Here is a 12,863-nt window from a genome sequence, read left to right as displayed (position 1 = left end):
CCGTAAAATACAGAAATTTTCAGTAGATCACCTGCTTAATCCAGTTATCTGTCTGAAACCATCATTTGATACCCTTGATGATTTGGCCACCGGGAAGATACCTCTTGCCGGTGGCTTTTTTTATCATTTATGCCTGCAAAAGGTTCAAAAGGGGAAATTATGTTGCGATTGATTAAAAAGTTGTAAAAATGGCCATCAGGAAGGGGTATAAAATACCCCGATCATGCAACCATTCAGGGTATGCCAGCAATCGCCATCGAGAATAGACTTGAGACATACTCCCCAGCCGTGAGCGGCAAAGCCGCCTGTGTGCAACGAAGTTGCCCGTGCCAAAAAGATCTTCTCTGGCACGGGAAGCCTTCAGGCTTCACACAGGTGCTCCGCACACACGGTTTTGAAGAATAAAGTTCCCCATCAAGGCATTGCCCGCCTGGCAGACAGACAAATTAGCATATCTCCCACCTGAAGGGTTACTGGAGGGGTTGTACTCAATGAAGCGTCTGGGTGAATTTTGAAGTCATTGTTTTTGTTAAAAATTGACATAGATTCAACTTGCCTCTTGCCAGATGTTTAAGTTTACTTTATCAATAAGCAATGATGTTTCATGTGATTTTGGTTATCAAGAAATTCTGGAATGCAATATCCAAAAACGGAATCTAAATATACTTTATCGAAGATCCATACTCTTCTATTTTACGAACCATTATTAACATCAGTTTATGCATAAGCCTTATATACAAACTGCACTAGAAAAAATAAAACAAGACAAATTTTATTTATCCCATCATGCTCAAATTGAAAGAGGTTAAGAAAAGATCAAAGTCAATGATATCGTAAATTGTATATGAAATGGTGAAGCACTTGAATATTATCCAAATGATCCTAGAGGCGAAAGCTGTCTTATAGTTGGTAAATGCATTGATGGAAGATGGTTGCATGTACTGTGTGGAAATTTTAATGAAGATGACTTATTGATCATAACTGTTTATATACCAAAACCACTAAAGTGGATTGATCCTTTCAGAAGGAGAAAATAATATGGAACATTGCTATTTTTGCAAAACAGGAGTTTTGGAAGACAAGTACGTAACAGTAGATTTTAGATGGGGTGATCAACTAATCATTATTGAAAAGGTACCTGCAAAAATATGTAATGAATGTGGTGAGCGCTATTACTCTGCAAATATTTCTCGCAAAATGGAAGATATTGCTATCAATCAGAAAGCAGATAGAATGATAGAAATACCCTTAGCTAAGCTATCTTTTGAGTCAACTAATGCAGTATAATGCTTGCGCAATTTGAATTTTACCAAAATGTCATGTCTTGCTTGATGCGTCTGCAAAAGAAACTTTTTGCAGACGCAGTTGACAGTTTACGGTTGACAGTTGACAGAAAAATCAAAGAGCTAGAAAAGTACGTTCAGGGATCAAAATCAACTTTTCGACTTTTTGCAGGTGCGTCTTGCTTTCTAATTAACGCACTTTAACACGGTAAACCTAAATTCAAGCTGAGGATAGCCATGAACTTGAAAGACTTGCAAGGTAAAATCCAGCGGAATATGAAAAAACTATCACCTGAGGGACTGCAGCAGGTCAAACAGTTCGTCAACTCCATAATTTTGCACGAGACAAAGAACAGAGATAACTATTCAACTGATATTGATCTTGAGTTATCCCGCCTGGACCTGAATGAAGCTCGTCACCTGGAGCAGGAATTTAAAAACTATCAGGAACACTACCCCCGTGAAAGCTGATAATGATCCGATAATAACTGCCTCTGCATTCACTCGCACCGTCTGGTAATCGTCATCTCTCCCAAGCTTGGCAAAGAAGGCCTTCAGGATTATGCTGCATCAAATGCAGGACAGAACAGACAGCGGCATAAAATACTTTCTCCAGTGGCATGACTCCATCAAAAGCATCCCCAGGGAAAAATGGGACCCTCTCACCCGGGACCTGGACACCCCTTTTCTGGACTGGGAGTGGCTGCACCTCCTGGAGGAGTCAGGTTCGGTCTCACCTGAAGCAGGCTGGCAGCCATGTCACCTCGGGCTCTACAGTAGCCACAGGCTCATTGCCGCCGCCCCTTTGTACATCAAGCACCACAGCCAGGGCGAATTTGTCTTTGATCAGCAGCTTGCCCGCCTGGCAAAGCGTCTAAACCGCCCCTACTATCCCAAGCTGGTGGGCATGAGTCCCTTCACGCCCCTGAAAGCATACCGGTTCCTGGTGCATCCTGAATATGACCAGGCCGCCCTGGTCCGTCTCATGCAAGAAGAAATAGAAAACTTCTGCCATAGACACAACCTGTCCGGAGCACATTACCACTTTGTAGACCATCCATGGATGAAACTTTTAAACACCAAAAGCTTCGCTTCCTGGCTGCACCCGGGTTTTGTCTGGGAAAATCAAGGTTACCGGGACTTTGACGATTTTCTGGCCGGATTCAAGTCCAGCAGGCGCAAAAACATCAAAAAAGAACGTAGCAGACTCGCTGCTCAAGGTATTAAAATTCAGGCCCTCACAGGCGATGATATTCAGCCGGAACACCTGCAAAGCATGTACAGTTTCTACCTGCACACCAACCAGAAATACTTTCCCTGGAGCTGCAAATACCTGACCCGGGATTTTTTTCAGGGACTGACCCGTAACCTGAAAAAACAGATCCTGCTCCTGACTGCCCTGGGTGAGGGACATCAAGAGCCTTTGGGCATGTCCATGCTCCTGTTCAGTAAAGACAGGCTCTTCGGCAGATACTGGGGAGGCATGGATAATCTGCCTTTCCTGCATTTCAGCCTGTGCTACTACGAACCTATAAACTGGGCCATCCAGCAGGGCATACAGACTTTTGACCCCGGCATGGGTGGTGAACATAAACTGTCCAGGGGATTCAGACTGGTTCCCAACTACAGCCTGCACAGAATCTTTGATCCCCAAATGCAGCACATTCTCACCTCCTCCCTGCAGGAGGCCAATTTGCACCTGCAACAGAACATGGATGAACTGAACCGGACTTTGAATTAACAATGTACTGCCTGGTTTTATTTTTTTAAAAATATCAATACAGTATTGACCGGACCTCTGTTCCAGCCTACACTTGGGTCATCACAATAAGTTAATCGGCAACCATTCAGGGGTCCTCGGTATTGATTACTGGCACCAGGCATCCCCTGAATGGTTACGTTACGTTAATCGAACAAGGCAGGAGGAGAGTATGGCCGGGATAGAATTCAAAGTCCATCACCAGCAGTCGCGTTTTCATAATCCCTTCCAGGACATGCAGCTCACTACCCAGGACCTGGAGGTCCGCACAGACCCCCTTACCGGGCATCAGAGCGTGCTCAACACCGGACTGGAAGGCAAGGCTCAGATCCTGTTTCCCGACACTGACCATGAGTACCTGGAGCAAAGAGGCCAAGAAACCGCCCGGACCTGCTTTTTATGTCCTGAAGACTGGAAAAAGAACACCCCGGCCTACCCGGAGGAATTTCTGCCCCAGGGCAGACTGGAGCACGGCCAGGCTGCACTTTTTCCCAACCTTTTTCCTATCGGCGCATATCACAGTGTAATCAGGCTGGGGGACAAACATCTGCGCAAGCTGAATAATTTTCCGGTGCAGCTGCTGGCAGACGGCTTTAGCGTGGCCCTGGACTTCGTGCGCAAATGCCACGGTTATGATCCAGAGATGCGCTATGCCACTCTTAACGCCAACTACCTTTTTCCGGCGGGGGCCAGCCTGGTGCATCCCCATTTCCAGATAATAAACAGCCCCACGCCAAGCACCCATCATGAACTCATACTGCAAAAATGCGCCCGGTATCATGAGCAGCACAACACCTGCTTCTGGGATGACCTGCTGCAGCAGGAAAAAGCCCGGGATGAGCGCTGGATAGGAACCACTGGAAACGCCTGCTGGATTGCCGCTTTCGCACCCATGGGCTACAATGAAATCCAGGTCGTCTGGCCGGACAGGCAGAACTTTCTGCAGTGGACCCACCAGGACGTTCTGGACCTGGCCCGGGGCCTAAACCATGTATTTAACGTCTGGCATGAAATGAGCCTTTCCACCTTCAATTTCACCTGTTTCAGCGCACCTCTGGACCAGGACAGCCCGCATTTCTGCTGCATGATGCGCCTGGTGAACAGACAAAACGTAGCCCCGCATCACAGGACGGATGATTATTTTTTCCAGAAGCTCATGCAGAATGAACTGATCCTGAACAGACCGGAAAACTTGGCCCGAAAGATGCGTGAAGCCTTTAGCTCATAATTGCCCTTGTGAAAAATCAATGCCTGATAAATATCAATTCAAACAGATCATAGAACATGTAAGACAGGATGAAAGAATCCTGGCCCTTTACCTTATGGGCAGTGCTGCAACAGGAAAAATGCGTCCGGACAGCGATGTTGACCTGGCGCTTCTGGTCAAAGATCCCAAGTTATTTAGCGACATGGACCGCCTGCACCTGGCCGGGGACCTGGCCTTTATGACAGGATTGATGCTGGATATAGGAGAAATAAGCTCCCGCAATCTGGTTTACGCAAAGGAGGCCCTTTTGACAGGACAAAGAATTTTTGTCCGGGATAAATCCGAAGCTGACTTGAAAGCCTGCACACTCCTGGGAATGTACATTGTCTTCAACGAAGAAAGACAGGAGGTGCTCCGCGCCTATGAATCATGATGATATCACCCGGAACAAGGCAGCCATAATCGAACGCAGCTTACGCAGGATGAAAGAAGAATACAACCTGGACTCGGACTTAAAACAGCAGACGCACATTGATGCCCTGATTCTGAATTTGGAACGGGCCTGCCAGGCGGCCATCGATCTTGCCATGCACCTTGTGGCCGAAAAGCACCTGGGCATGCCTCAAAGCAGTGCCGATGCTTTCAGGCTCCTTTTCAAAAGCGGCATCATCTCGGAACAGACCGCCCGGAGTATGATTTCCATGACCGGATTCAGAAATGTGGCTATCCATGAATACCAGAGCTTGAATATGAATATTGTCAGATCCATTGCCAGTGAAAAATGGATATCCCTGGTTGATTTCTGCCAAGAACTGGGTTTGAAAATAAAGCCGTAATGCTTGCCGGGGGTATCATGAAAATTGACAACTCTAACCCGGGAAAAAATTATTGACTTGACCCTTTCCAGGGAGTTTCAAAATATTGTGGTCCTGGATCTGGAGATTCATCCGGAAAGGAAGACCCTGATCAAAATCGGGGCCACAGGACCCGGATGGCAGCCCAGGCTGGCCTTTCAGGGAAATTTCAGGGCCGACGAAGCCCTGTCCAGGCTGGAACAGTCCTTCGGCAGAGCTTCATTTATGCTGGGGCACAATATTATCGGTCATGACCTGCCCTGGCTGCGCAAACATTTCCCGGAATTTTCCCTATTAAAGCTGCCTGCCCTGGACACCCTGCACCTCTCCCCCCTGGCCTTTCCCAAAAATCCCTACCACCACTTAGTCAAGGACTACAAGCTGGTGCGCACGGCAAAAAACGATCCCATCCAGGACTGTGCCCAGGCCGAGCTTGTCTTCCAGGACGAAATTCAGGCCTTTCAGGCCCTGCCCCGGGAACAGCTGATATTTTACGGCACACTGATGCACAGGTCCCATCCTGAAAGCGGCCTGGGGCATTTTTTCGCAGTCCTGGCCGGGGCAGACCTCAAGGACAAAGAGTGGTGCAAATCCTTCTGGGAAGAAAACGCCGGGGGGCATGCCTGCGTCAGCCATGCACAGTCCGCCTTTGAGACCCTCTGGGATGACAGCCGGGAATCCTGCTCCCTGGCCTATATCCTGGCCTGGCTGCAGGTGTCCGGGAGCAACTCGGTTCTTCCCACCTGGGTCTGGAAACGCCATGCTGCAATCCCGGGCATTCTGCGCTCCCTGCGCGAGACTCCCTGCAGCGACCCTGCCTGCAGCTACTGCAGCAGCGCCTTTGATTCCCGGGCACAGCTGCAGCGCTACTTCGGATACCCCGACTACCTGCCGGTGAAGGACGAGGACCCGCCCCTGCAGAGACTGGTTGTGGAGACGCTGATCCGGGGCAACGACTGCCTGGCCGTGCTGCCCACTGGCGCGGGCAAATCACTGTGCTACCAGCTTCCGGCCCTGATGAAGGCCGAACAGGGCAAGAGACTGAGCATCATTGTCTCGCCACTGCAGTCCCTTATGAAGGACCAGGTGGACGGGCTCCTGCGCAAGGGCATACTGCAGGGCTGCACCATCAATTCCACCCTGACCCTGCTGGAACGCTCCCAGGCCCTGGAAGGCATCCGCATGGGGGACCTGGACCTGGTGTGGATATCCCCGGAACAGCTTCGAAACACCACGGTCAAGGATGCCCTGCGCTCCAGGGAAATCGCCATGGTCATCATGGACGAGGCCCATTGCTTTTCCAAGTGGGGCCACGACTTTCGCCCCGACTATCTGGCCCTGGCCTCGTTTCTGGATGAAATATGCCCCGGACCGCCCCACCCCGAACCCCAGATCGCCTGCTTCACGGCCACGGCCAAAAAGGACGTGGTGGACGAAATCCTGGACTACTTCAGAAATGAAATGGGCCGGGACCTGGTCCTTTTCCAGGGCGGGCACGAGCGCTCCAACCTGCGCTTTGACGTCATCCCCTGCGCTGAACCGGAAAAGACCCAGCGCATGCACTCTATTCTGCAAAGCGTCCTGGTCGACAAGGAAGACGGCGGAGGAATAGTCTTCGCCTCCACCCGCAGAAAAACAAAAGAGTACGCCGAGGCCCTGGAACATATGGGCTGGAACGTGGAATACTACCACGCCGGGCGCACCCCGGAAGAGAGGACCTCGGTGCAGGAAAGGTTTCTGGCAGGTGAAATCCAGGTCATAGTGGCCACCAACGCCTTCGGCATGGGGGTGGACAAGCCCGATGTCCGGGTGGTCATTCATGCCTCGGCCCCGGGTTCACTGGAAAACTACCTGCAGGAGGCCGGACGGGCCGGCCGGGATCATCGTCCTGCTGTCTGCTGCCTGCTGTTCGACCCTGATGATCTGGACACCCAGTTCGAACTCTGCCGGGCCTCGGAAATATCCGCCCGGGACATCAGGTCCATGTACGGCGGACTCAAAAGCCTGGCCTCTTCCAGAAACAACCCGGACATGGTCATGACTTCCGGGGAGCTCCTGGCCAGCGAGGAGTTCGAAGAATACGGTTTCGACACCCTGGACTCCCATGAACCCATGGCCGACACCAAGGTGCGTACCGCCCTGTCCTGGCTGGAGCGCCGGGGCAAGATCAGGCGCGGAGACAACAAGACCACCGCCATCCAGGGTCGTCTGCTGGTCAAGGACAAAGAGGAAGCCCTGAAAATAATGGGCGGCCTGAACCTTTCGCCGTCAGAGCACGCCCTGTGGATGGCCCTGCTGGACATAATCATGCAGGCTGACCCTAAGGAACTTTTAAACACAGACATGCTCTCCGCCAGACTGGGAGCGGAACCGGATCGCATCCTGCGCAGCCTGGGAGCCATGCGCCAGGCCCGGATACTTAACCATGACCTGAACATGACCGCTTACCTGCGAAAAGGCATCCAGGATGACTCCCGGTCCCGCCTCAGGGAATACCTGGGGCTGGAGGAAAGCCTGTTCGCCCTCATGGAGGAGGACGAACCCGATGCCCGGGCCGGGGTCGTGTACAACATGCCCCTGCGCCCGGTTTGCCAGAGGCTCAAGGAACGCGGACATACAGAAGCTGCTCCTGCAAAACTGCTGCATATCCTCAAACTCCTGGTGGATGAAAAGCTCTTGCGTCTGCATCAGCTCTCCCAGAACTCCTACCAGGTAATCCTGCAGCATGAATGGGACCGGATCAGGCAGCACGCATCCAGGCGCAACCAGTCGGCCAGGGTACTGCTGGTTTTTTTGCTGGACAGGATCGACACCGGGGTAAGCGGCAAAGACCTGCTGGTTTCCTTTCGCACCGGAGAGGCGGAAAACGCTCTGCGCGCAAACATGATCACGGCCCACTTGAGCGATCACCCCTCATTGTGCCGGCAGGGCCTGAGCGCCCTGCACCACTGCCGGGCCGTATGTCTGCAGAACGGCCTGTCCATCATCCGCCCGGCCATGAGCATCAGCGTAACCGATCCCAAAGGACGGTTCAGCCCCGGGGACTATCTTTCCCTGTCCTTATTCTACAGGCAAAAAATCGCCCAGGTGCACATCATGGGCCGCTTTGCCGAACTGGGCGCTGTATTCGACGGCATAAGCCAGGCCCTGCGCTTTGTCCGCGATTACTTTCAAAAAAGCCGCACCGCTTTTGTGGCCGAGCACCTCCAGGACCGCAGGGACATCCTGGAACTGCCTGTCACCAGGGAGCAGCACGCAGCCATTCTGGAGAAACTCAGTTCAGTGCAGCGGGGTATAGTGGAGGCCCCGGCCGAAAAAAACATGCTGGTGGTGGCCGGCCCAGGCTCCGGCAAGACCAGGGTCATCGTGCACCGCATGGCCTATCTCATCAAAGTCCTCAAGGTACGCCCCTACAGGATCCTGGCCGTGGCCTTCAACAGAAGCGCTGTGGCTGAAATGCGCCGCCGCCTCAAGGACCTGCTGGGTAAAAGCGGTGCCGGAGTCAAGATCCACACCTACCACAGCATGGCCATGTCCATAACCGGGCATTCACTGGCCGGCAAAGGCGGCGATACATCAGTGTTCCAGGGAATTCTCCAGGAAGCTGTGGACTACCTGGACGGAACCAGCACCCAGGAAGACGGTTCCGCCCTGCACTGGCGGGACAGGCTGCTGGGCATTCAACACATCCTGGTGGACGAATACCAGGATATAAATGACCTGGAGTACCAGCTTATCTCCCTTCTGGCCGGCCGAAACGAAGATGAACAGAGCCCGCGTCCGTCCATGCTGGCCGTGGGGGACGCAGACCAGAACATCTATTCTTTTCAGGGTGCAAATGTACGCTTCATCCAGCGTTTTGCACAGGAGTACCAGGCGGAAATAGTGCACATGGTGCACAACTACCGCTCTCTGCCTCCGGTGACCCTGGCTGCCAATGCCCTGATCCGCCACAACCAGGACCGCATGAACACGCCTCCGGTGGAAGCGGTGCGCAAGGACAAAGCCGAACCCGTGGGGATGATCATGGCCGGGTCCAGGGAAGCCATGCTCAAGGCAGCTCTTGACCAGGCCCGGCGACTTATGGTCCAGGATGGACTGTCCCCAGAGGACATCTGCATCCTGTGCCGCACCAACCAGGAGGTCTTCGCCCTGGCCAACCTGGCCAGGCACGCCGGCATGGAGCTAAGCCTCATGCGCCGCAGAAACATTTCCCTGCCCCTGGTGCGCGAGGTACATGAAATCATGGACCTGCTCATGCGCTGTCCCGGCAGCCTGTGTACAGGAAGCGAGGTTTATGACCTGGTCATGCACCTGATGGTTGAAAGCAGCGCCCGCAGCCGGCTCTGGCTGTACCACCTGGAAATCATGGCCCGGGATTACCGGGATGAATGCGGCTCCATGCGCAGACCTGTGTATGAGTTCTGCGAGCATGTCTGGGATTCATCCAGGGACTTGCGCCGCATGGAAAGCCGCTCTCCCGGCGCTCTCCGGGCGGGCACCATGCACGGGGCCAAGGGGCTGGAGTTTCCGGCGGTGATTCTGGCAGGCACCCCGGGGGACCGGGAAAGCCCGGAAGAGGAGCGCAGGCTTTATTACGTGGGCATGACCCGGGCCAGGGACAGGCTGGTACTCTGCTGCGGTCCGGATCATCCCTTTGCCCCGGAGATTCTTGCCGCCGGACCAGAAGCGGTGAGCAGAATTTCCTGCGACATTGCGTTGACCCCGGTTGAACAGAACCTGGCCCGGGAAGAACTCTGGGAGATGTCCCCGGAACATGTCATCCTGTCCTACCCGGCCTGGGACAACATCCACGGGGAGACCACTGCAGCCATTGATGCCCTGCAGGATAACCCGGGAAAGGAGTTCACCTTTCTGCCCTGGGCAAACAGGTATCTTGTCTGCACCGCAGGTGTTCCAGTCACCGCCCTGTCGGACAGGGGCAGCAGAATATACGAAAACTACCTGTCCCGGGGCTTCAGGGTAAAGCAGGTCATCTTCCTGGCCGCCCTGCACCGCAAGGCCTCCCAGGAAGACCAGACCCTGAAAGAACTGCGCTGTTCTTCATGGTACGTGCCCCTTTTTCAGGTAGTCTGGAGCAGATGCCAGGATTAAAACCCGGCCCGATACAGTGCAGACATCACGGCATTAAACCCCATTGCTCATCTTTTTTTGTTGTTTTTTTTATTGACCGTGGCAGATTTTGGAAATATTAACTTTCAATAAAGTTAAATCAGAAAACATGCCTGACTTAAATATTTCTAAATCAGAGCAAATTGCCGCATTTGGATTGCACCTTGAAAACTGCGCCTTAAGGCAGAAATGACATGCACTGCCCCTTTTTATATACACCCGGTCACCCTCGCATGGCAATGTCCATTTCCCTTTGTGATCTGCGCATTAAAGACCATCCAAAAGATATGCCCCTTGAATTTTTTCTGCAAAAAACGTGGCTGCAAAAGCATCTAAACCCGTCTGCAGGCACGATCTGCAAAGATAATGCAGAGACTTTAAAGCAAGGAATAAAGTCATGAATAAGCTCAAACTGACGACTTCTTTGAACACAAACCGCCTGCTTCTGACAGCTGCAGTGATCTGGATCGCCGTACTGGCGGTGTCTCTGGCCTGGAACTGGCATCAGGTGGAAAATACAACCAGGACTCTGGCTGAAAACGAAGCCAGGGCCTACTTTGAAAAAGATATTGCCTACCGGCACTGGGCTGCCATGCATGGCGGTGTCTATGTCCAGCCCACCGAGACCACCCCACCCAACCCTTATCTTGATCATGTCCCTGACAGAGACGTAACCACCACTGGCGGCAAGGATCTGACCCTGCTCAACCCATCGTACATGACCCGTCAGGTGCACGCACTGGGCTTACAACACTACGATATGCTGGGGCACATCACCAGCCTCAATCCCCTCCGTCGGGAAAACGCCCCGGACCAATGGGAGAGCCAGGCCCTGCTGTCCTTTAGGCAAGGCGAAGACCGGGTTTCTTCCGTGGAAGACATTACTGGCCAGCAATACCTGCGATTCATGGAGCCATTAAAAACACAGGAAAGCTGTCTTGGCTGTCACGGGCATCAGGGGTACGCCGTAGGCGATATTCAAGGCGGAATCAGTGTTTCCGTACCCTGGGAGCCATATATGGCCCAGGGCGCAAAGCAGAAAACAGATCTGGGGATTGCCCATGCACTCATCGGTGTTCTGGGGTTGCTGGGGCTGGGCATGGGATACCGTCTTGTGCGACATTCGGAAATGCAGCTGCTGGAAAGCAGGGATCATACAGCAGCTACCCTGCATGCCATAAGCGATGGAGTCTTTTCCTGCGATAAACTTGGACGGATACAGGAAATGAACCCGGCTGCAGAGAACCTGACCGGCTGGACCATTGATGAATGCATGGGTCGCCCCCTGAAAGAAGTCTTCAACATTGTCACATTAGATGACCACAGCCAGGAGGAAAATCCTGTATCTAAGGCGTTGCAGCAGGGCCGTGTCGTTGGCCAGGAGACCTATTCAGTGCTCATAGTTAGAAACGGCAGCAAAATAACCATCAAAAAGAGCTGCTCCCCCATCAAAGACAACATGGGCAACATTATTGGAGCTGTACTTGTTTTTCGCGACATCACCGGTGAACATACAGCTAACCTGCTGACCATGAAGAGGCTGGAGCTTTATGAGTATGCAGAAGCTCATTCCTTAGATGAGCTTATGACCAAGGTTCTGGATGACGCTGAAGAATTTGTGGACAGTTCCATTGGCTTTTTTCATTTCGTGGAAAAAGATCAGAAGACCCTTTCCCTGCAGAGATGGTCAACCAGGTCATTAAAGGAACTGTGTCACATGCCCGGCAACAAAATGCATTATCCCATTGACCAGGCAGGGGTCTGGGTGCAGGCTGCCCGTGAGAAAAGGCCGGTTATCCACAATGATTATGAGTCCATGCCGGACAAAAAAGGCCTGCCAGAGGGACATGCCAGGGTAATTCGCGAAGCCGTGGTTCCGGTTATTCGGGATAACAGGGTCGTTGCAATCATGGGCCTGGGCAATAAACCTGCAGCCTATGATAAAAAGGATGTCGAAGTAATCTCCTTTTTTGCAGATGTAACCTGGGACCTGGTGCAACAGAAGCGCACCCAGGAAGCCCTGCAGAACAGTCAGGCCCGCCTGAAAACAATAACCGATGCTGCCCAGACCGCCATAATCATGATGGATGCCCAAGGATATGTATCTTACTGGAATCCGGCCGCAGAAACCATTCTGGGCTATGCCCGGGATGAAGCCATAGGCCGGGATCTGCATGAACTGATCATGCCTTCCCGGTACACCGAGGATTTCCATGCTTCATTCCCAGAATTTCAAAGCACCGGCCAGGGCAATGCCGTAGGCAGAACTACGGAACTTTACGCTTTGACAAAGAATGGCCGCGAAATACCAGTGGAACTGTCTCTTTCATCTGTGCTTATCCAAGGGCAGTGGCATGCCATAGGCATTGTCCGTGACATTACAGAAAAAAAACAGGCCCAGGAAGAATTGCAGCGCAATGCCAGAAATCTTGAGCTGAAAAATGCAGAACTGGATGCAGCCCGCATAAACGCCGAGGAAGCCACCAAAGCCAAGAGCGAATTTCTGGCCAACATGAGCCATGAAATCCGCACCCCCATGAACGGGGTCATCGGCATGACCGGGCTGCTTCTGGATACGGACCTGGACAGTGAGCAGCAGCATTATGCCCGCACTGTGCGCTCCAGTG

Annotated in this window: 8 protein-coding genes and 1 pseudogene; all 9 read left to right on the top strand. The window is 52.6% G+C overall.

Annotation, left to right across the window (positions count from 1 at the left end):
• Positions 1–860 precede the first annotated feature (860 nt).
• Positions 861–1,037: pseudogene (locus D5S03_RS13745) on the top strand (DUF4258 domain-containing protein); the annotation flags it as partial.
• A gap of 1 nt (position 1,038) precedes the next feature.
• A complete protein-coding gene (locus tag D5S03_RS02220) occupies positions 1,039–1,287 on the top strand; it encodes a type II toxin-antitoxin system MqsA family antitoxin (protein ID WP_287042554.1) in 249 nt (82 codons plus the stop codon).
• Positions 1,288–1,559: 272 nt separating this feature from the next.
• Positions 1,560–1,754 (top strand): hypothetical protein, encoded by a 195-nt coding sequence (locus tag D5S03_RS02215; RefSeq protein WP_287042553.1) that lies wholly within the window; start codon positions 1,560–1,562, stop codon positions 1,752–1,754.
• Positions 1,755–1,857: 103 nt separating this feature from the next.
• Positions 1,858–3,024: a GNAT family N-acetyltransferase gene (locus D5S03_RS02210; protein ID WP_287042552.1), complete on the top strand. Its 1,167-nt coding sequence runs from the start codon at positions 1,858–1,860 to the stop codon at positions 3,022–3,024.
• 190 nt (positions 3,025–3,214) lie between these two features.
• The gene (locus D5S03_RS02205; RefSeq protein ID WP_287042551.1) at positions 3,215–4,270 is read left to right on the top strand and encodes a hypothetical protein; all 1,056 of its coding nucleotides are present in this window, start codon (positions 3,215–3,217) and stop codon (positions 4,268–4,270) included.
• A 19-nt stretch (positions 4,271–4,289) separates the two neighbouring features.
• Positions 4,290–4,682 carry a type VII toxin-antitoxin system MntA family adenylyltransferase antitoxin gene (gene mntA, locus D5S03_RS02200; protein ID WP_008869032.1) on the top strand — a complete coding sequence of 131 codons (393 nt, stop codon included), beginning with the start codon at positions 4,290–4,292 and terminating at the stop codon, positions 4,680–4,682.
• Positions 4,672–5,085 carry a type VII toxin-antitoxin system HepT family RNase toxin gene (gene hepT / locus D5S03_RS02195; RefSeq protein ID WP_008869033.1) on the top strand — a complete coding sequence of 138 codons (414 nt, stop codon included), beginning with the start codon at positions 4,672–4,674 and terminating at the stop codon, positions 5,083–5,085. Before mntA ends, hepT begins: the two co-directional genes overlap by 11 nt.
• 24 nt (positions 5,086–5,109) lie before the next feature.
• Positions 5,110–10,218, top strand: a complete 5,109-nt coding sequence (locus tag D5S03_RS02190) for a RecQ family ATP-dependent DNA helicase (RefSeq protein ID WP_287042550.1) — start codon at positions 5,110–5,112, stop codon at positions 10,216–10,218.
• A 415-nt stretch (positions 10,219–10,633) separates the two neighbouring features.
• Positions 10,634–12,863 (top strand): PAS domain S-box protein (locus D5S03_RS02185; protein WP_287042549.1); only part of this gene is annotated, 2,230 nt, incomplete at its 3' end.

The sequence above is a fragment of the Desulfonatronospira sp. MSAO_Bac3 genome (genome assembly GCF_003838035.1).
Classification (GTDB): Bacteria; Desulfobacterota; Desulfovibrionia; order Desulfovibrionales; family Desulfonatronovibrionaceae; genus Desulfonatronospira; species Desulfonatronospira thiodismutans.
Note: the sequence above shows the minus strand (reverse complement) of the source record. Positions and strands in the feature narration are given on the sequence as shown.

Excerpts from the sequence above, each read along its gene's own strand:
- D5S03_RS02205 (WP_287042551.1), top strand. The coding sequence starts at position 3,215 with ATGGCCGGGATAGAATTCAAAGTCCATCACCAGCAGTCGCGTTTTCAT.
- hepT (WP_008869033.1), top strand. The coding sequence starts at position 4,672 with ATGAATCATGATGATATCACCCGGAACAAGGCAGCCATAATCGAACGC.
- mntA (WP_008869032.1), top strand. The coding sequence starts at position 4,290 with ATGCCTGATAAATATCAATTCAAACAGATCATAGAACATGTAAGACAG.
- D5S03_RS02210 (WP_287042552.1), top strand. The coding sequence starts at position 1,858 with ATGCAGGACAGAACAGACAGCGGCATAAAATACTTTCTCCAGTGGCAT.
- D5S03_RS02215 (WP_287042553.1), top strand. The coding sequence starts at position 1,560 with ATGAAAAAACTATCACCTGAGGGACTGCAGCAGGTCAAACAGTTCGTC.
- D5S03_RS02220 (WP_287042554.1), top strand. The coding sequence starts at position 1,039 with ATGGAACATTGCTATTTTTGCAAAACAGGAGTTTTGGAAGACAAGTAC.